Origin of the sequence: Micromonospora matsumotoense (genome assembly GCF_900091525.1) — a bacterium.
In the GTDB taxonomy this organism is placed as follows: Bacteria; Actinomycetota; Actinomycetes; order Mycobacteriales; family Micromonosporaceae; genus Micromonospora; species Micromonospora matsumotoensis.
On the sequence record NZ_FMCU01000032.1, the window covers coordinates 2,291 to 20,416 of the forward strand.

Here is an 18,126-nt window from a genome sequence, read left to right on the forward strand (position 1 = left end):
CAGCGGGTGTCGGGACAGCGAACGCTCCGGCGCCAACTCCTCCACCAACCGCTCGAACGGCACATCCTGATGCTCGAACGCCGACAACCCCACCTCACGAACCCGCCCCAACAACTCCACAAACGACGGATCACCCGACACATCCGTCCGCAACACCAACATATTCACAAAAAACCCCACCACCTCATCCAACGCCTCATCCACACGACCCGCCACCACCGTCCCCACCGGCACATCCACCCCCACACCCAACCGCGACAACAACACCACCAACGCCGCCTGCAACACCATGAACACCGTCACCCCCTCAACCCGCGCCACCTCCACCACCCGCGCATGCACCCCCGCCGACACCACCAACCCCACCCCACAACCCCCACGACCAGCCACCACCGGACGCACCCGATCCACCGGCAACCGCAACTCCTGCGGCACACCCGCCAACACCCCACGCCAAAACCCCACCTGCCGCGAACCCACACTCCCCACATCCGACTCCACACCCAACAACCCCCGCTGCCACACCGCAAAATCCGCATACTGCACCGGCAACGGCGACCACCCCGGCACCTGACCCACCCGACGAGCCGCGTACGCGGTGGCGATGTCGCGCGACATCGGGGCGACCGACCAGCCGTCGCTCGCGATGTGGTGCACGACGAGCACCAGAACGTGATCGGTGGGCGCGGTGGTGAACAACCAGGCCCGGATCGGCACCTCGGTGGCGAGGTCGAACGGGTACGCCGCCGCGGCGGCCACCGCGGCCTCGAGGTCCTCGGACGCGACGGCGCGAGCAGCGAGTTCCCAGCGCAGCTCGTTCGGATCGAGGATCCGCTGGTACGGCTCGCCGTCGGCGGTGGGGAACACCGTGCGAAGCGCCTCGTGCCGGCCGATCACGTCGCGCAGTGCCGCGTCGAGGGCGACCGAATCCACCGGGCCGGACAGTTGCAGGGCGACGGGGCTGTTGTAGGTGGCGCCCGGCCCCTCCAGTTGCGCGACGAACCACAGCCGACGCTGGGCGTACGACAGCGGGATCGGATCGGGGCGGACACCAGCGCGCAGCGGCGGTCGTCCAGGGCCGCCACCGGCCAGCCGAGCGGCGAGAGTGGCCGGGGTGGGGGCGTCGAAGAGCTGCCGAATCTCCAGGTCGACGCCGAGGAGCGTCCGGATCCGACTGATCAGCCGGACGGCCAGCAGCGAGTGCCCTCCGAGGGCGAAGAAGTCCTCGTCGACTCCGACGGTGGGCAGTTCGAGCACGTCGGCGAAGGCGGCACAGAGGAGCTCCTCACGAGCATCGGCAGGTTCACGCCGGCCGATGCCACCCCCGCCGTAGTTCGGGGCCGGGAGCAGGGCACGGTCGAGCTTGCCGTTGGCGGTCAGCGGCAGGGTCGCCAGCGGCACCACGGCGGCCGGCACCATGTGCTCGGGCAGCCGGACGGCGGCGAACTTCCGGACCGCCGCCGGCAGATCGACGTCGCCCAGGTCGTCCGGGTCGTCCGGGACGACGTACGCCACCAGTCGCAGGTCGCCGGCGATGTCCTCGCGGGCCACCACGGCCGCGCGGTCGACCGACGGGTGGGCGGCGAGGACAGCCTGCACCTCGCCGGGTTCGATCCGGAAGCCGCGAATCTTGACCTGGTCGTCGGCGCGGCCGAGGAACTCCAGTTGGCCGTCCGTGGTCCACCGGGCCACGTCACCGGTGCGGTACATCCGCTGCGCGCTGCCGAACGGGCAGGCCACGAAGCGCTCGGCGGTCAGGCCGCGTCGTCCGACGTACCCCTGGGCGAGCTGTGCTCCGGCGATGTACAGCTCACCGGCGGCACCGACCGGCACCGGGCTGAGCGCGCCGTCGAGCACGTACATCCGGGTGTTGGCGATCGGTCGGCCTATCGGCACCGACGCGGCGACCGGGTCGCCGGCGGCGACCTCGTACACACAGCAGCCCACCACCGTCTCGGTGGGACCGTACTCGTTGACCACCACCGAGTCGGGGGCGCGGGCCAGCAGGGCACGCACGTCCGCGCCGGCCAGTGCCTCTCCGCCGACCACCCAGGTACGGGCGGCGCGGGCCACCTCGGTGTCGGTGAGGGCAGCGGTCAGCAGCGGCAGGTGCGCCGGCACCACCTTGGCCAGCCCGAAGCCGCCCGCGTCCCGGATCAGGTCGGTCAGGCCGTCGGCGCCGCCGGCCGGGCTGGCCCAGATCGTGCCGCCGGAGATCAGCGGCACGACCAGGCTGGTCACGGTCAGGTCGAACGCCAGCGAGGAGTGCAGCGGCGCACTGCCGCCGGTCTCGGCGGCACGGTACGCGCCGGCCGCCCAGAGGACGTAGTTGGCGAGACCACCGTGGGTCACGGCGACGCCCTTCGGCCGCCCGGTCGACCCCGAGGTGTAGATGATGTAGGCGAGCGCGTCACGAGCCGTCGGGACCGGCAGCGGATCCGCGACGCAGGCCGCCACCGACGCGGCGGTGTGGGGGTCGTCGACAGCGACCGCCCGGACCCGGGTGGCGGGCAGTTCGTCGAGCACGTCGCTGACACCGAGGACCAGCGCGGCACCGCTGTCGGCGACCATGAACGACACCCGGTTCGGGGGGTAGTCCGGGTCGATCGGGACGAAGGCCGCGCCGGCCTTCCAGACGGCCAGCATCGACTCCACCGCTGCCACGCCGCGCGGGAGGCACAGCGCGACCACCGACTCGACGCCGACGCCCTGGGCGACGAGGAACCGCGCCAGCCGGTTGGCCCGCGCGTCGAGATCGGCGTACGTCAGGCGCTCGTCGCCGCAGACCACCGCGACAGCGTCCGGGGAGGCTGCCGCCCGGGCGGCCACCAACTCGGGCACCAGGGCCTCGGGTAGCGCGACGGCGGTGTCGTTCCAGGTGTCGAGCAGCCGGACCCGCTCGTCGGCGTCGAGGACGTCGATGTGGGCGACCGGCTCGTCCGACTCGGCGCCGCGCAGCCAGTCCAGCACGGCGGTGAAGCGGCGGCAGACGTCCGCTTCGGCCAGGGACGGGTACGCCTCCCGGTTGACCTCGACGGTGACCTGGGTGCCCTCGGCTGAGGGGACGTCGAAGACATTGATCCGGACGCTGGGGACGGCGCCACTGGAGAGATTGAGCGCGGTGGTCGTGCAGCCGGCGATCTCGACCGGGAAGAGGAACGACACGAAGTTGAGTTCGAGGCCGAACAGGCCGTTGCTGTCCAGCAGTTTCAGGTCGCGCAGAATGTCCTCGTAGCGGTACCGCTGGCGGCGCAGCCCGTCGCGGACGGCCCGGGAGACCTGCCGGACCACGTCGCCGACCGGCATGTCGGGGCGGATCCGGCAGCGCACCGGCATCACGTTGGAGGTCATGCCGGGGATGGCGAGCGTCTGCCGGCCGTTGCGGCCACGCACGGGTACGCCGATCACCACGTCGTTCTCGCCGGTGGCCCGATGCCGGTACAGCGCCGCGGCCGTGATCATCAGGCCGCCCAGGCTGGTGCCGAGCCGGCGGGCGGCCGCCTTCAGTTCGACCGATGTCGCGCTGGGCAGGTTGTCGGTGTGGCGGGCGGCGGGGCCCGCGAGCCGCCGGCCCGACGCCACCTCGGCCCCGGCCGGCCGGGGCAGGTCGGCGAGGACGGCACGCCAGTACGCCCGATCGGCGGCGAACTCGTCGGAGGCCCGGTACTCGCGGTCGGCGTCCAGCAGGACGGTCACGGAGTCGGGGGCGCCCTCGGCCGGATCGGTACCGGCTCCGAGGGCGGCGTAGACGGTGGCGGTACGGCTGGCGATCAGGCCGCCGGCGTACCCGTCGGCGACGAGATGGTGCGCCCGCTGATACCAGAAGAAGCGGTCCTCGGCCAGCTTGATGAGCTGGAAGTTACCCAGCGGCCCACCGTCGAGTTCGGGTGGCTGCGCCAGGTCCGCCCGCATCAGCCGGTCGGCGGCGGCCTCCGGGTCGACGTCGCCGCTGAGGTCGACGAAACCGGTGGGCGCAGGCCGGGCGTGGTCGACGTACTGTCGCGGGTCGCCGGCCACCGGTTGGAGGCGGATGGACAGCGTGTCGATCTCGCGGATCGCCCGCCCCATCGCCTCCACGAAGCGGGGAGCATCCAGCGGACCACGGATCTCGAGGTACTCCCCGACGTGGTAGACCGGGCTCTCGGGAGCGAACTGCTGGAGGTACCAGATGCCGAGCTGGCCAGCCATCAGTTCCCGGAGTTCACCCTCAGCTGCAGGCATCCGCACTCTCCCATCGCTCGACGAACGACCGGAACGGCGGGGCACGACGGCAATCTGGCTTCATCCGCTGCACCGTCTGGTCGTGACGTGGCACCACAACATCCGCCTCGCAGGGTGGGCCGCGAATCATGCTGCCGGTAGCCTTCCGCCGGCGCCAGATGACCAACAGCTGTTCAACTGCGTCGACTCGCCGGTTGAACCGGTATCGACGCCCCCGCCACGGTGGTGGTGAGGTTTCGGCATGCCCGCCGAGTTGGAACCGCGCCCCACGATCAACCTGGTCGATCCCGACCTGTATCGCAACGGCGACCCATTCAGTCAGTGGCGGTGGCTGCGCGCACACGCGCCGGTCTATCGACACCCCGCGACCGAGCTGCCCGGTTTCTGGGCGCTGACCCGCTACGACGACGTACGAGCCGCCTACCGGGACCCGGAGACGTTCAGCTCCGCCAAGGGAATCCTGCTACGGCCGGCCGGACACGGGGAGGACCCTGGCGGGGGCCGGACGCTGGCGCTGACCGACCCGCCCCGGCACCGCCAGTTGCGCAACCTGGTCGACTCCTGGTTCGCGGTACGGGCGATGCGCAGCCTGGAACCGAAGCTAGAAAAGATCGCGCAGACGGTGGTCGATCGGGCGCTGGAGCTGGGCACCTGCGATTTCGTCACCGACATCGCCGGCCGGCTGCCGCTGTACGTCATCTGCGACATGATGGGTATACCGGAGGCCGACTGGGAGCTGCTCTACGGCCTCACCAGTCAGGCGTTCGGTGCCGGCGACGCGGGCAGCCAGCGGATCGCCCACCTGCAGATCATGTCCTACTTCGACGACCTGCGGATGGCCAAGGCGCGCAGGCCCGGTGAGGACCTGGTCAGCGTGCTGGCCACGGCGGAGATCGACGGTGAGCGACTACCTGCCGACGACGTGATCCTCAACTGCGATAACCTCCTGGTCGGCGGTACCGAGAACACCCGGATCGCGGCATCCGGCGGCATGCTGGCGTTGCTGGAGCACCCCGGCCAGTGGGCGATGCTGGCCGCCGACCACGGCCTGCTGCCGTCCGCCGTCGACGAGGTCCTGCGGTGGACCTCCACGGCCACCCACATCGTGCGGACGGTCACTCGCCCGGTCGACATCCGGGGCACGACGCTGGCCGCGAACGATCTGGTGACCCTGTGGTTGCCGTCGGCCAACCGGGACGAGAGCGTGTTCGCCGACCCGGACCGTTTCGACGTCACCCGCAAGCCGAACCGGCACCTGGCGCTCGGGTTCGGCGAGCACTTCTGCGTGGGCAACGTGCTGGCCCGGGTCGAGCTACGGCTGCTCTACCAGGAGCTGATCAACCGGTCGGTGCGGATCGACCTGGCCGAGGAGCCCACGCTACTGCGCTCGATCGTGGTCAACGGCCCCGAGCGGATGCCCGTGCGTCTGCGTGGTTGAGCGCCCCGCCGGGCACGTCGACGAATCGAGCGCGGCACCCGCGTCGTCGGTCTTTCCGACCGGGCCGGGTGACCCGTGCGCTACCTTCCGCGCGATCAGTCGACGTGCGGCCCAAGGTCGCAGAAGTAGAGGCCGGGCAGCCTGGCGGACAGCTCGGTGCGCAGCGCGACGGAGTCGAACCGGTGCGAGAACGGCGCGACCGGGTTCACGCTGACCGCGGCGAGCACCGTCGGCTTCTGCACCTCGATTGACACGTTCTGCCGGCGGTACCAGTCGCTGGTGCGCTGGGCTAGGAAGACCTTGGAACTGTCCGTCACGACGAGGGAGACCTTGCGGCCGCGCGCCGCGCGCCGGATCTCCTCGGCGAACGACTCGCACAGCGCGCCACTCAGCACGACGTGCTGTGCCCCGTCCGGCCCCGCCAACAATCGGCTCAGGTCGGCGCCGGCGCCGCCCAGGGTGAGCGCCCGGTCGACGGGCACGACCGCTCCGGAGCCGGTGATCGCGACGCTGCCCGCCGCTGTCGCGGCGGCGCTGTACACCGCCGGGTCGCCCGAACAGGGCAGGGCGAAGACCTCGGCCGCTGCGACAGTCTGCTCCACCACCTGCGCGAACTCGGTGTGCAGGGCGGCGCCGGTGGCCAGCAGCACCAGGTCGGCGACGGCCGGTGAGGAGGCCGCCCGACGGTTGATCGCGCCGTCGACGAGCACGATGTCGGCGCCGTGTTCCCGCATCGCCGCGGTCACTTCGGCGGTGCCACGGTTGGAGCTGGGGCCCGCCACCTCGACCGCGCCGCCGGCTGGCAGCCGGGCGATCATGGTCCGCCCGAGGGGCGTCGAGTAGCCCGTGCGGCTCACCACCTCGTACGGCAGCCCCGCGGCGCGCAGCAACGGCTCCGCGGTGGCGACCAGGCCACCCGGCGGTAGGGGGATGCGCGGCTTGGTGATCCGCGGGTCGACCACGTCGGTGGCCTCACCGTCGCGTCCCACCGAGGTCAGCCCGACGGTACGGTCGCGCCGGTGCAGCTCGGCCAGGAGCGCGACCAGGGTACGGGTCTTGCCCGTGTTCTTGGCAAGGCCAATGACCGCGACGCGCTGCGCCTCGGTGACAAGATCGGCCAGGTGGTGGGCGCTCACCCCGCGGTCGCGGTCGTCGAGGCGATCGCACGGCGGGCCACCAGCTCTTTGGCGATGTACGTGCCGACGTGGTCCGGGTAGGTGCCCTTGGAGAACCCGGCGTCGAAGCCCAACTCCTTGGCCAGTTCGTGGGAGACGCGCGGCCCGCCGCAGATCAACAGCGTCCGGTCCCGGATCCCCTCAGCCTCGGCGATCTCCACCAGCTCAGTGAGGTTGTGCAGGTGCAGATTCTGTTGGGTGACCGTCTGCGACACCAGGATGGCGTCGGCGTTCACCGCGATCGCCCGCTCCACCAGTCGGGCGTTGGGCACCTGGCTACCGAGGTTGTGGACTTCGAAGCCGTGATAGGCCTCCAGTCCATGCCGGCCGTCGAGGCCCTTGAGGTTGAGCATCGCGTCGATGCCGACGCTGTGGGTGTCGGTGCCCGTGCTGGCGCCGATCACGACGACCCGCCGGCCGATCTGCTCCTCGATCAACCGATCGATCTCGTGCTCGGTGAGGTACTGGATGTCGAACGCGCCCTCGCGCAGGGTGGCGAAGTCGACCGACTGCCGACACTGACCGATCACCACGAAGTAGGTGTAGCCGTCGCAGAGCCGCTGGTAGTGCACCACCTCCGGCTCGGTGAGCCGCATCGTGCGGGCCAGTTCCAGGGCCGCGTGCCGGGCCGCCAGGCCGTACGGCACCGGGAGGGTGAAGGTCACCTGCACGAGGCCGTCGTTGAGGTGGTCACCGTACGGCCGGACTGCGGACAGGTCAGCGGTCTCACGCATCGAGGTCGACCCCCATCAGTTCCATGAACGGGTTGTAGTAGCCGGTGTCGAACTCGACGATGCCCTCGGCGCCGCGGCCGTGGTCGTAATGCCGGGACACGTTGCCGAAGTAGCCCTTGCCGATCGCGTCGAACAGCCCGATCTCGGCGATCTCCAGCAGCATCTGATGTGCCTCGGCGAGCACCTGCGCGGCACGGGTCTGGATGATGCCGCCGGGGCGGAACTCGATGTCGTCGCCGAGATCCCGGGCGAAGTTGGCCACGTAACGGGTGTTCTCCAACCCGAGGACGCGGTCGTGGATGTGCGGGGTGAAGACACCTTCGGTGGGTACGCCGATGGTCTGTATCTCCTGCTTGGTCGCGACCGTGACAAGGTTGAACAGGCTGTCGACGGCATGGGTGCGGAACGGGTTGCCGTTCATGTGCACGGTGGGCGGCATGTACTTGACCGGACAGTCCGGGAACAGCTCCCGGGTCAGTTGCGCCTGCGCCCACTCGTACAGGAGGCCGTTGGTGACGTCCGGGTGGATCTCGAAGGCGTTGCCGACACCGATCTGCTCGGGTGGCAGGCCACTGTCCCGGGCGAGGAAGTAATTGATCATCTGGGAGGCGACGACGGACGGCGCCGCGGTGACCGCGTCGGCGGTCCGCAGGTAGTTGTCCTCGCCGGTGTTGATGACGACTCCGAAGTAGCCGTTGATCATCCGGGAGAAGCGCTGGTCGATAAGCGTCCTGCGCAGGTTGATGTCCCGGTAGAGGATGCCGTAGAGGGCGTCGTTGACCATGTTGTCCAGGCCCTCGATGGCGCCCATGGCGGCGATCTCCGGCATGCAGAGGCCCGAACAGAAGCTGGAGAGCTTGACATAGCGGCCATTCGCCCGCGACCAACGGTCCAACGCCTCGCGCATGATGGCGAAATTCGCCTGGGTGGCGAAGGTGCCGCCGAACCCCTCGGTGGTCGGGCCGAAGGGAACGTAGTCCAGCAGGCTCTGCGCGGTGGACCGGATGACGGCGACGATGTCCCCGCCGTTCTCCGCGACGGCCTCCGCGTGCGCGACGTCCTCGTAGACGTTGCCGGTGGCCGTCAGCACGTAGGTCTCGACCGCGTCGGCGGTGCCGCCGTCCAGGCCGGCCCGGAACGTCGCACGCTCGGCCCGGGTGCCACGAATCTTCTCCAGCGCCGCGGCGGCATGCTGTCGGATGGTCTGCCGAATCCGGTGGTCCTCGGCGAGGGGCAGGTGGTGAAGGTCGAGTTCGCCCGCGCCGACCAGCTTGGCGATCTCCAGCGGCTCGGCACCGGTGGCGATGATGGCGTTGCCGAGCCAGTAGGCCAGGCCCCTGGCCAGCCCGCCGTGCTCCTCGATCTGGTCGACGAGGACGTTCGGCAGCGGCACGTCGAGCGCGTCGACACCGTCCACACCGAGCAGACGGGCGACGGTGCGCTCCACCGACACGGTGGTCCTACCGGCGGTCCGTTGGCCAACGTCACGGGCGATTTCCGCAGCCACCTCACGGCACGAGTCGGCCAGGCCGACATCAAGGCCGAGCTTCGAACGCATGCACCCTCCCGGGGCAGATCGAGGAGACGCCATCAGCACAGTGCGCGGCTGTCCGGCGACGAGTCGCCGACGTCCCCGCGGTGCACCAGGGCCGGGGCGCACGGGTTGTCAGGCCGGCGCCCCGGGAACGCAGTGGATCCGGCCGGACCTCAGCCGTTGCCCTCCATGGCCTTGATCAGGCTCTTCGGGCGCATGTCGGTCCAGTTCTTCTCGATGTAGTTCAGGCAGTCCTGTCGACCCGCCTCACCGAAAACCGTTTCCCAGCCAGCGGGGACTTCGATGAAGACCGGCCACAATGAATGCTGCCCCTCGTCGTTGACGAGTACCAGATAGTTGGCGTCGGGGTCTTCGAACGGATTCGTCACTGTGCAGTCTCCTCTTCACCGCGAACTGATCGCCGAAGCGACAATTCAGGGACGTCGCCGACGACTATGGGCCATCTGCCGAGGCCGATCAATCGTGTGGACGCGTGCGGGCGAACACCTGGCAGACGCTCCGACGGCGCTGTTCAACTGACGAGCAGGGGCAATTGAACGACACGGCCCGCCGCAGTCGTGCCCGCCCGCTTGAGTGGCTCATTACCACGTCCACGGACGTTTCGGCACCGCTGAAAGCGATCGGCATCCAGGAGCCGCATCCCTCTTGCCGTCGTCGTCAGAGAGGAATCAGCATGAGCAGCAAGCCAGAGGTAACTGTCCGTCAACACATTCGGGATGGCTTCGTTTTCGAGACTCGTTCGGTCGTCGGGCGGGTGTCCGATGCCGTCCCTGTCCTGCTGGTGGGGGGCGCGTTCCAACGCAAGGAGTCGTGGGGCAGGCTGGAGCAGTTCCTCCTTGAGGCGCGTCCCGTCATCACCGTGGATCTGCCCGGTTCAGGGTCGGCGGACACCCTGCCCGCCGACTACGACACCGACTTCCTGGTCGACACCCTCCGTCAGGGACTCGACGAACTCGGTGTGACACACGTCGACATGGCCGTCGGCTCCTACGGGGCGATGATCGGATACCGGATGGCCCAACGTCATCCCGAACTGGTCGGCCACCTCGTCGTCCTGGCCTGTCTGACCTCGATCCCGGATGCCATCCGTCCTGCGGTCGAACACAGCCTGACGCTGCTGCGGGAACAGCGCATGGAAGAGTTCGCGGCGGCGACGGTGGCGCTGTTCATGTGCCCCGACACCGACCGGACCGTCGTGCACCGCGTCGGGGTCGACCGGATCCTCAATCGCCGCTTCAGCACCATCACGGCGGACGAGGCCGAGAAGTACGTGCAGAACACCCTGCGCCTGATGGCCCGCGATCACCTCGAACCCGAGCCGGCGATCCGGACCCCCTTGCTTGTCGTCACCGGTGAACACGACACGTACACCCCGCCCGAGATCTCGCGGCGGGTCGCCCGGACCAGCCCGCACGGCGTCTTCGCCCTGATCGCCGACGCGGACCACATGGTTCACCTGGAACGACCGCGCGAAACCGCCGACCTGTTCCTCGCTCACTTCGAGGAGCGGCCGATCGAGGAGCTGCCGTTCGTCCGGGTCTGCGAGCGGGCCGGCGGTGCGCCGGCCCGGGTAAGCGCCTGAACGACAGCACGGCCCGGCCGGCAAGGGCCGGCGGATGGTCGTTGCCACCTGTCCTACCGGTCCTCGCCGGCTGCCGTCAGTGGGACGTCACCGCCACGCCGACCGGCCCTACCGAGGCGGCACCCGGAAGACGTAGTTGTTGACGTGATCGTGCACCCGATCGGTCGCGTGCCAGCCGTTGCGCCACGAATACATGGTGTACCCACGCTCGCGCAACCACTTCACGATGTCGTCCGGTCCGTACTCGTACCGGGCCGTGTGCCGTTCCTCAATCTCCATGTACATCTTCGGCAGGTACTTCTCGACGGTCTGCACACCGCCGTGAAGCACGTGCAGCTCGCCACCCTCGACGTCGATCTTGAGAAAATCGAGCCTGGTGAGACCGACTTTCTCCGCCAGGCCGTCGAGCGTGAGCACGTCGACCATGACGTCGGCGTGGTGGGTGAACTCGTCGTTGGAGCCGACGCCCTGCGAGTGCCAGTCCAGGAATGAGCGGCTCGTCGCCGCCCCGCCTGGGCCGAAGGGCACCCGCATCGCCATCCGGCCCGGCTCGGCACCCAACGCGATCGGATGATAACGCACATTGGGCCGCTCCTTGGCGGCCAAGACCCGGGTCCACAGCGGGTGCGAGAACGACAGCGGTTCCACACTGTGCACCAGCCCGCTGGGGCCGACGAGGTGGGAGAGCGCCTGCGTGTAGACGCCCGCGGCGGACCCGACGTCGACGCATACGTCACCGCGCTTGACAAGCGTACGCATGGTCGGCAGCTCATTGTCCAGGAAGCGCGTGTGACGGGCAACCAGGTTGGTCAGGGCGTGGGTGAGGGCCGGTCGGTTGAGGCCGGGCATCCAGTTCTCCGCAACATTCAGGGGTCGTGAGATCACGCACGACACTAGACAATCGTCTACCGGAGCGGCACCCCCCGGGGGCTTACGCCCCCGGGTGACATCTCCGCGAGGGTATTCATCACCGGGTGGATGCCCAGACCATCGGTCGTACGGCACTGTCAGCGGGTGACTTCCACCCTCCCGTAGAAATCTTCGCGGCCGCCTTTCGTCCGCCCGGGAACCGCCACCGCGGACCCGGCCGCCGGGAAGGCCGCCCGCCCCGAACTGCTGGCCCTACTCCGGCAGTCCACCCCAACGCGCCCGGTGTCCACCGACCGGGGTGGCCGCTGTCCCGGCCCAACCCGGTGGCGGTGCGCCGCTTCTTCTCCGATCTCGTCCCCGCCGAGGGTGCGGAGCTCGCCCGCCGCCACCTCGATGTCGTCGGGCAGCTCGAGGGTGCGCCACCGGCACTGCGATACGCCGCGAACCGTCAACAGATGCACCTCGGGCCGTACCGTTCGTGGGAGGGGCAGTACCTGTTGTTCGACGAGGACGCCGGCCGGATAGCTGTAGTGTACGGCGACCCGTGCCATGCCGACCGGATCGCCGTGCTGGTGCCGGGCGCCAACACTCGGGTCGGTCGACTTCCGCCGGGGCCTGGGCGGGCGGGCACACCGGGCACCGGCGGGGCAGGCCGGCAACCTGCACCGAGCCGCCGTCGCCGCTGCTGAGGGCCGGAACGCCCGGATCGCCGTGATCGCCTGGCTGGGCTACCGGCCGCCCGGCGGCGTCGGTCTGGCCGCCACCCGACAACGGCTGGCCACGCTCGGCGCCGTCGAGCTGCTGCACGTCGTCGACGGTCTGGCCGTCGTCCGCCCTCGGGCGGCGATCACCGTTGGCCGGTCACGACCACTACCTGGCCGAAGGCACCGCCTCGCTGGCGCACCTGGCGGCCGGGGTCGGCGGGGTCGGCGGCAGCGCCTCAGCGGGACGTGGAGACCAACCCCATCTCGTAGGCAATGATCACCAGCTGCACCCTGTCGCGGGCGTCGAGCTTCGTCAAGAGTCGGCCGACATGCGCCTTGGCGGTGGCCACACTGATCCACAACTCGCTGGCGATCTCGCTGTTGGCCTTACCCTGACCGATCAACGTCAGCACCTCGCGCTCCCGCTCGGTGATGATGTCGGCGCTGCGGCTCGGAACGGGCGGCGGGGCGGACTGCGGACCCCGGACGAACTGCTCGATCAGCAGCCGGGTCGCCCGCGGCGCCATCAGGCCCTCACCGGCGGCGATCACCCGGATGGCACTGAGAATCTCGTCCAGTCCGGTGTCCTTGACCAGGAAGCCGCTGGCACCGGCGCGCAGCGCGGCGTACACGTACTCGTCGTCGTCGAACGTGGTGAGGATCAGTACCCGGGGAGCGTCGGGGCCGGCCATCACGCGCCGGGTCGCCTCGATGCCATCCATGCCCGGCATCCGGATGTCCATCACCACCACGTCCGGCCGCGTCTGGCTCACCACGGCGACCGCCTCGTCGCCGGTGCCGGCCTCCCCCACAGTCGTCAGGTCGCCGCTGTCGACGATGAGGATCCGTAACGCGCTCCGGATCAACGGCTGATCGTCGACCAGCACCACGCGGACGGTCATCGGACGGGAACCAGTGGAATCCGGGCCTCCACCCGGAACCCACCTTCGGGGCGAGGGCCGGCATCGAACTCCCCGCCGAGCAGGCTGACCCGTTCCCGCATCCCGACGATGCCGAAGCCGGTGCCCGTGCCGGCCGCGCCGCGGCCATCATCGATCACCTGGATGGACAACTCGTCCGGTCGCCGGTCGACGACGACCTCGCAATGCCGTGCATCGGCGTGCCGTACCACGTTGGTCACCGCTTCCTGAATAATCCGATACGCGGACAGGTCGATGTCCGACGGCAGGGGTGAATCTGCGCCGCGCGACCGGACCTCCACCTGCACGCCGAGGGCCCGGGACCGCTCGGCCAACTGGTCGAGGTCGCTCAGGCGCGGCGCCGGATCCAGTGGTGCAGAGCCGGAACTCAGGTCGGCACGACGCAATGAACCGAGCATCCGGCGCAGACTCGCCAGCGTCTCCCGGCCAGTCTGCTCGATCTCGGTCAGCGCGTTGCGGGCCTCCTCCGGCTGGGTGTCGAACACCCGTCGAGCCATGCCGGCCTGCATCGCGACCACCCCCACACAGTGCGCGACCACGTCGTGCAACTCCCGGGCGATCCGTAGCCGTTCGGCCTGTACCGCGCTCGCCGCGGCCTCGACCCGCTGCGCCTCGGCGAACAACCGGCGCTGCCGCGCCGAGTTGCCGACCATCCAGGCGACCGTCACGGCGAGGAGATTCTGTGTCACCCGCTCGTTGAGGTCCGCCGGACTGATCTGCAACGCGACCGCTACCGTCAGCTGCACGACCAGCACGAAGGCCGCGGTGGCCACCGAGATCCGCGGTTTCCGGAGAGCCGCGACATAACCGACCGCGACGTCCAGCGCGGCGGTCTGGATGGTGCGTAGCACGCTGTGGAACTGCGCGTCGTAGATCACCGCCGAGGACGTCAACAGCTCCACCAACGCCACGTCGAGCAACATCACCACCAGCGCGGCGAACGGGCGGCGACGCAGCCCGACGACCGGCAGCGCCATCAGCAGGCTGGGCACGATGAAGCGGAGGCCAAGGGGCCAGTTCGCCGGATTGCCGGTTCTCACCCAGAGAAACAGCAGCAGGGGTGAGAGGGCGAAGCTGCCCCAGACGAGCCAGGAAGGGGACTGCCCCAAGACCCTTCTGGGCAGCTGAGCAGGGGCAACGACCGACATGGGCCGATCCTATCCGGCCCCGTCAGCCGTCATCATCAGTCCGCGGACCTAAGCCAGTGGTCTAACCCGGGCACCTCAGTGTCATCGACGGACCGATGACAATCACTGCCCATCTTTGACACCGTCAGAGGTATGCACCGACTTGTCGACCAGTCCGGCGTGAATACCGCAGGTCTCGTCACCGACGTCCGGAACGGCACCGACCGGAGACAACGGTGACCCGTCCTGTTCCCCGCCGCTGGCGCAGGAGCCTGCTCACCTGGCTGACCGGCGTCCTGATATCTCTCGCACCGACCGCCGCCAACCTGCTTCCACCGTCCGGCGCCGTGCGGGTGACCCCGCCGGTGGGCGCCGCAGCCTGGCTCGCCGATCCCCGACACCTGCCCGACCCGACGCGTGCCGAGCCGGCCGAGATCCGGGCGTTCCTCGCCACCCTCGATGCCGAGGAGCAGCGTGGACTGGCGGCCTCGTACCCGGGTGTGGTCGGAAATCTGGACGGCGCTCCGCCGGGTTTGCGGTACGAGGCGAACCGGCGGGCGATGGCGCTGGCGGGTCCGCCGTACGGGGACCGGGCCGGACAGTACCTCCTGTTCGACCCCCGAGGGCAGGGCCAGGTCGCGCAGGTCTTCGGCGACCTCGACCACGCGGATCGAATCGCCGTCCTGGTGCCCGGGGCCGGCAACCGAGCTGGCAACTTCTGGCGTGGCGTCGGCGGCAAACCCGCCCGGTCCCCCTCGACGCAGGGCCAGGACCTGTACCACTCCGCGCATGGCTACCAGGTACCGGCGGAGAGCTTCGCGGTCGTGGTCTGGCTGGGATACGACGCCCCGGACGGGGTGGACCTCTCCGCCGCGCGTGAGGATCTGGCCGAGACCGGAGCGGCCGCCCTGGAGCGCTTCGTAGCCGGCTTGACCCTGCTCCGTCCGCAAGCCACGATCGCCCTGCTCGGCTACAGCTACGGATCGACGGTGATCGGCCTCGCAGCGCACCGGCTGCCGGTCCAGGTGACCGACATAGCGGCCTTCGGCAGCCCGGGCATGGGGGTGGACAGGGCAACGGATCTGGGTACCGAGGCACGCGTCTGGGCCGCGCTCTCCCCGCGCGACAACATGCGCTGGGTGCCGGGTGCCCGCCTGCGCGGCCTCGGCCACGGCACCCAGCCGGCCACACCGGGATTCGGGGCCAGTATCTTCCCCGCCGACGACGTTCCGGACCACGACCACTACCTGGCGGTGGGAACGCGGTCGCAGGCCAGCCTCACCTCGATCGCACTGCTCGGCACCGACGCACGGGAGACACCATGACCGATACCTGTAGACGGCCCATCCCGGGTGTGGCACCTGAGCGGACAGACGGAACGTCGACACCGGCCCATCGAGACCATACGGTGGACGCGCTGCGGGCTGTCGCCATCCTGGGCGTGGTGCTCGGGCACTGGATGGTCTCCGCGATCGTCAGTGATCCCTACCTGCCGTCGACGCTGCACGGCGAGAGCCCGTTGTCGTACATCCCGCAGTTCGCGCCGGCGAGCTGGTTCCTGCAGACCCTCGGGCTGTTCTTCTTCGCCGGCGGTTACGCGGCCGCCCGGTCGCGGCGGCGGGCGAAGGCGGACCCGACCCGCACGCGGGAGGGCCACCGGGCCCGCTGGGCGCGGGTGCCACGGCTGGGCGCGCGGTACCACCGGCTGGTCCGGCCGCTGCTGCTGTTCGCCGCGGTGTGGGTGCCGGCTCTGCTGCTCCTGGACGCCATCGACGCACCCGCGAGAACCCAGCACGTCGTCACGTCGCTCGTCACCCATCCCCTGTGGTTCCTGCCGGTGTACCTCGCGCTGGTGGCGCTCACCACGCCGTTGATCAAGCTCGTGGCCCGGTGGGGGCTGTGGTCGATCCTGCCGGCGATCTGCGTCGTCGGGATCACCGACGGGTTGCGCGCCAACGGTCTGCCGCTCGGGTGGAAGATCGCGGTCACCGTGATCGGCTGGTCGGTGCCCTATCTGCTGGGTATCGCGATGGCCGAGAACCGACTGCCCCGGTATGCGGGCGCGGGCCTGCTGGCCCTCGGCGGCACGGCCGGGGCGCTTCTGGTGCTCGTGGTCGGGTATCCGGCCAGCGCCGTCGGCGTTCCCGGAGACCGGTGGTCCAATCTCGACCCGCCGTCGCTCTTCACAGTGTCACTGGCGTTCGCCCAACTCGGGGTATTCCTCCTCCTGCGGGCGAGGCTGGCCGGACCGCTGCGTCGCCCCCGGCTGGCGAGGACGGTCACCCTGCTGAACCGGACTGCGATGGAGTTGTTCTGCTGGCACCAGACCGCGATGTTGCTGGTGGTCTTCGCCGGCCTGCTCGTGGGCCGGCATCTGCCCGGTCTGCTCGACACACCCGACGGCCGGTGGCTGCTGCACCGCCTGGTGTGGGTGCCGCTGTTCCTGCTGACCCTGGCCGGCCTGGTGGCGGTCTTCCACCGGGCTTCGCCGCGGCACCCGCCGACCGGGGAGGTCGGACGAGCTGGACGCGTCGGCGACGACACCGAGACCTCGACAGAACGGGGAGCCCTTCCCTCCAGGGGAGCATGAGCGCGCGTTGCCCGGTGGCGGCCGGCGCGGATAGCGGGAACGATCGCGGGCTCGGTGACGGCCCTCGATGCGCGTACCGCTGTCGTACAACCGGGGTGGTCCGCAGTTGGACACGTCCGTGCGGCGGCCCCGCCGGACCGATCGGCGGGCGGCGCCATTGCCCCCGCGATGGCATTCGCGCGTGTTCCGTCGCAGACGGGTTCGGTTCGCCGGCGTAAGATGATCGCGCCATGCTTCGCCGCGTGATCCCCGACCATCGGGTTCCCGGGCGTGGTGGAAGTGGTGAATCCTGACCACATGGGGAGGGCAGTGGGAGATCGTCATCCTGGGGCCAGGGAATAGGCCCCCGACAAGCCCGGGCAATGGCGTCGGGTCCGCCCGTCGGGAGATGCTGGGTAATAGTGCGGAAGTCCGTGGGAATGGACGCGTGTTCAGATACGGGATTTGGACAGGGCGTCACGTAGTGCGTCACCGAAGGACCCGTAGGTCCTTCACCGCCAACCGGTTCACCTGCGTGAACCCGGATGGCAACCTTGTCGGTAGGCGTTCAGGCGTTTGAGCATACGTGGTGGTGTGATGTCTTCTGTGGGTAAGATCATCCGATTCGATGATGTGCGTGGTTATGGGTTCATCGCCCCGACGGGCGGCGGTGAGGACGTCTTCTTCCATGCCAACGACTTCGGCGAGCAACGCCAACTGGTGCGGATCGGCCTGCCGATCGAGTATGACGCCGTAGATGGCGACCGCGGACTGCGCGCCCGGTCGGTCCGAGTTCTGGAAACGGCCGAGACACCGCCCGCGTCGCCCCATGGAGACGAGATCCGACCTCGGGTCCGCACGGACGGCGACGAAGAGATGTGCGACGTTCTCGCATCCGCCGAGTTCGTCGGGGCCGTGACCGAGATGCTCCTGCAGTGCGCGCCGTCGTTGACCGGCTCCCAGATCATCGAGGTACGCAAGAGGTTCATCGAGTTCAGCCGCTCCCACGGTTGGGTGGACGGCTGACGCGCGGCGTGCCCCGCGTCAACGCGTAGGCGACGGCTGGTCCCGGGCCACGGTGCCCGGGACCAGCCGTCATCGGCGTTTGTGCCCTCACCGGCAGGAGGTTGGCCGCCAGCCGAGCAGGCGGCGCCCAGGTGAGGGCGCCACGCCTGCTCGGCTGGCGTCGAACCAGGTGCCAGACCGGCCC

15 protein-coding genes are annotated in these 18,126 nt (G+C 69.7%); 7 read left to right on the forward strand and 8 right to left on the reverse strand.

What is annotated here, in order from left to right:
• A partial coding sequence (locus GA0070216_RS31880; protein ID WP_141723268.1) for a non-ribosomal peptide synthetase occupies positions 1 to 4,221 on the reverse strand: 4,221 nt, incomplete at its 3' end.
• A 241-nt stretch (positions 4,222 to 4,462) separates the two neighbouring features.
• Between GA0070216_RS31880 and GA0070216_RS31885 the strand changes: the two genes are divergently transcribed.
• Positions 4,463 to 5,659, forward strand: a complete 1,197-nt coding sequence (locus GA0070216_RS31885) for a cytochrome P450 (RefSeq protein ID WP_091254052.1) — start codon at positions 4,463 to 4,465, stop codon at positions 5,657 to 5,659.
• Between the two features lie 95 nt (positions 5,660 to 5,754).
• Here GA0070216_RS31885 and kamB read toward each other — a convergent pair whose 3' ends face one another.
• The 4 genes from kamB to GA0070216_RS31905 form a co-directional block, all read right to left on the reverse strand.
• The gene (gene kamB / locus GA0070216_RS31890) at positions 5,755 to 6,795 is read right to left on the reverse strand and encodes a lysine 5,6-aminomutase reactivase subunit KamB (protein WP_091254055.1); all 1,041 of its coding nucleotides are present in this window, start codon (positions 6,793 to 6,795) and stop codon (positions 5,755 to 5,757) included.
• Positions 6,792 to 7,568, reverse strand: coding sequence for a lysine 5,6-aminomutase subunit beta (gene kamE, locus GA0070216_RS31895; RefSeq protein WP_091254057.1), 777 nt, complete (start codon positions 7,566 to 7,568; stop codon positions 6,792 to 6,794). The genes kamB and kamE overlap by 4 nt, the downstream gene beginning before the upstream one ends.
• Positions 7,561 to 9,126: a lysine 5,6-aminomutase subunit alpha gene (kamD, locus tag GA0070216_RS31900; RefSeq protein WP_091254061.1), complete on the reverse strand. Its 1,566-nt coding sequence runs from the start codon at positions 9,124 to 9,126 to the stop codon at positions 7,561 to 7,563. Before kamD ends, kamE begins: the two co-directional genes overlap by 8 nt.
• 149 nt (positions 9,127 to 9,275) lie before the next feature.
• Positions 9,276 to 9,491, reverse strand: a complete 216-nt coding sequence (locus GA0070216_RS31905) for an MbtH family protein (protein WP_091254065.1) — start codon at positions 9,489 to 9,491, stop codon at positions 9,276 to 9,278.
• A 104-nt stretch (positions 9,492 to 9,595) separates the two neighbouring features.
• Here GA0070216_RS31905 and GA0070216_RS31910 point away from each other — a divergent pair, with 104 nt between their 5' ends.
• The gene (locus GA0070216_RS31910; RefSeq protein ID WP_176739248.1) at positions 9,596 to 10,705 is read left to right on the forward strand and encodes an alpha/beta fold hydrolase; all 1,110 of its coding nucleotides are present in this window, start codon (positions 9,596 to 9,598) and stop codon (positions 10,703 to 10,705) included.
• 108 nt (positions 10,706 to 10,813) lie between these two features.
• Here the strand turns inward: GA0070216_RS31910 and GA0070216_RS31915 are convergent, their stop codons facing one another.
• Positions 10,814 to 11,554: an FkbM family methyltransferase gene (locus tag GA0070216_RS31915; RefSeq protein ID WP_091254070.1), complete on the reverse strand. Its 741-nt coding sequence runs from the start codon at positions 11,552 to 11,554 to the stop codon at positions 10,814 to 10,816.
• A gap of 476 nt (positions 11,555 to 12,030) precedes the next feature.
• On the opposite strand from GA0070216_RS31915, the gene GA0070216_RS36765 reads away from it, so the two are divergent.
• Together GA0070216_RS36765 and GA0070216_RS36770 are read left to right on the forward strand one after the other, a co-directional pair.
• Positions 12,031 to 12,264, forward strand: a complete 234-nt coding sequence (locus GA0070216_RS36765) for an alpha/beta hydrolase (RefSeq protein ID WP_141723272.1) — start codon at positions 12,031 to 12,033, stop codon at positions 12,262 to 12,264.
• Entirely contained in the window at positions 12,236 to 12,556 is a 321-nt protein-coding gene (locus GA0070216_RS36770) for an alpha/beta hydrolase (RefSeq protein ID WP_425413213.1), read from the forward strand. The genes GA0070216_RS36765 and GA0070216_RS36770 overlap by 29 nt, the downstream gene beginning before the upstream one ends.
• Here GA0070216_RS36770 and GA0070216_RS31930 read toward each other — a convergent pair.
• Together GA0070216_RS31930 and GA0070216_RS31935 are read right to left on the reverse strand one after the other, a co-directional pair.
• Positions 12,516 to 13,181, reverse strand: coding sequence for a response regulator (locus tag GA0070216_RS31930; RefSeq protein WP_091254085.1), 666 nt, complete (start codon positions 13,179 to 13,181; stop codon positions 12,516 to 12,518). The two genes, GA0070216_RS36770 and GA0070216_RS31930, sit on opposite strands and share 41 nt — an antisense overlap.
• Entirely contained in the window at positions 13,178 to 14,368 is a 1,191-nt protein-coding gene (locus GA0070216_RS31935) for a sensor histidine kinase (protein ID WP_091254088.1), read from the reverse strand. The genes GA0070216_RS31930 and GA0070216_RS31935 overlap by 4 nt, the downstream gene beginning before the upstream one ends.
• Positions 14,369 to 14,583: 215 nt before the next feature.
• Between GA0070216_RS31935 and GA0070216_RS31940 the strand changes: the two genes are divergently transcribed.
• The 3 genes from GA0070216_RS31940 (at position 14,584) to GA0070216_RS31950 (ending at position 17,942) form a co-directional block, all read left to right on the forward strand.
• The gene (locus tag GA0070216_RS31940) at positions 14,584 to 15,672 is read left to right on the forward strand and encodes an alpha/beta hydrolase (RefSeq protein WP_141723270.1); all 1,089 of its coding nucleotides are present in this window, start codon (positions 14,584 to 14,586) and stop codon (positions 15,670 to 15,672) included.
• 83 nt (positions 15,673 to 15,755) lie between these two features.
• On the forward strand, positions 15,756 to 16,937 hold the full coding sequence (locus GA0070216_RS31945; RefSeq protein WP_176739249.1) for an acyltransferase family protein: 1,182 nt from the start codon (positions 15,756 to 15,758) through the stop codon (positions 16,935 to 16,937).
• Positions 16,938 to 17,513: 576 nt separating this feature from the next.
• Positions 17,514 to 17,942 (forward strand): cold-shock protein, encoded by a 429-nt coding sequence (locus GA0070216_RS31950; RefSeq protein WP_091254099.1) that lies wholly within the window; start codon positions 17,514 to 17,516, stop codon positions 17,940 to 17,942.
• Positions 17,943 to 18,126: the final 184 nt, after the last annotated feature.

What these genes read in the sequence shown, in the direction of transcription:
- GA0070216_RS31885 (WP_091254052.1), top strand. Translation starts at nt 4,463, where the DNA reads ATGCCCGCCGAGTTGGAACCGCGCCCCACGATCAACCTGGTCGATCCC.
- GA0070216_RS31930 (WP_091254085.1), bottom strand. Translation starts at nt 13,181, where the DNA reads ATGACCGTCCGCGTGGTGCTGGTCGACGATCAGCCGTTGATCCGGAGC.
- GA0070216_RS31915 (WP_091254070.1), bottom strand. Translation starts at nt 11,554, where the DNA reads ATGCCCGGCCTCAACCGACCGGCCCTCACCCACGCCCTGACCAACCTG.
- GA0070216_RS31935 (WP_091254088.1), bottom strand. Translation starts at nt 14,368, where the DNA reads ATGTCGGTCGTTGCCCCTGCTCAGCTGCCCAGAAGGGTCTTGGGGCAG.
- GA0070216_RS36765 (WP_141723272.1), top strand. Translation starts at nt 12,031, where the DNA reads ATGCACCTCGGGCCGTACCGTTCGTGGGAGGGGCAGTACCTGTTGTTC.
- GA0070216_RS31950 (WP_091254099.1), top strand. Translation starts at nt 17,514, where the DNA reads ATGTCTTCTGTGGGTAAGATCATCCGATTCGATGATGTGCGTGGTTAT.
- kamE (WP_091254057.1), bottom strand. Translation starts at nt 7,568, where the DNA reads ATGCGTGAGACCGCTGACCTGTCCGCAGTCCGGCCGTACGGTGACCAC.
- kamD (WP_091254061.1), bottom strand. Translation starts at nt 9,126, where the DNA reads ATGCGTTCGAAGCTCGGCCTTGATGTCGGCCTGGCCGACTCGTGCCGT.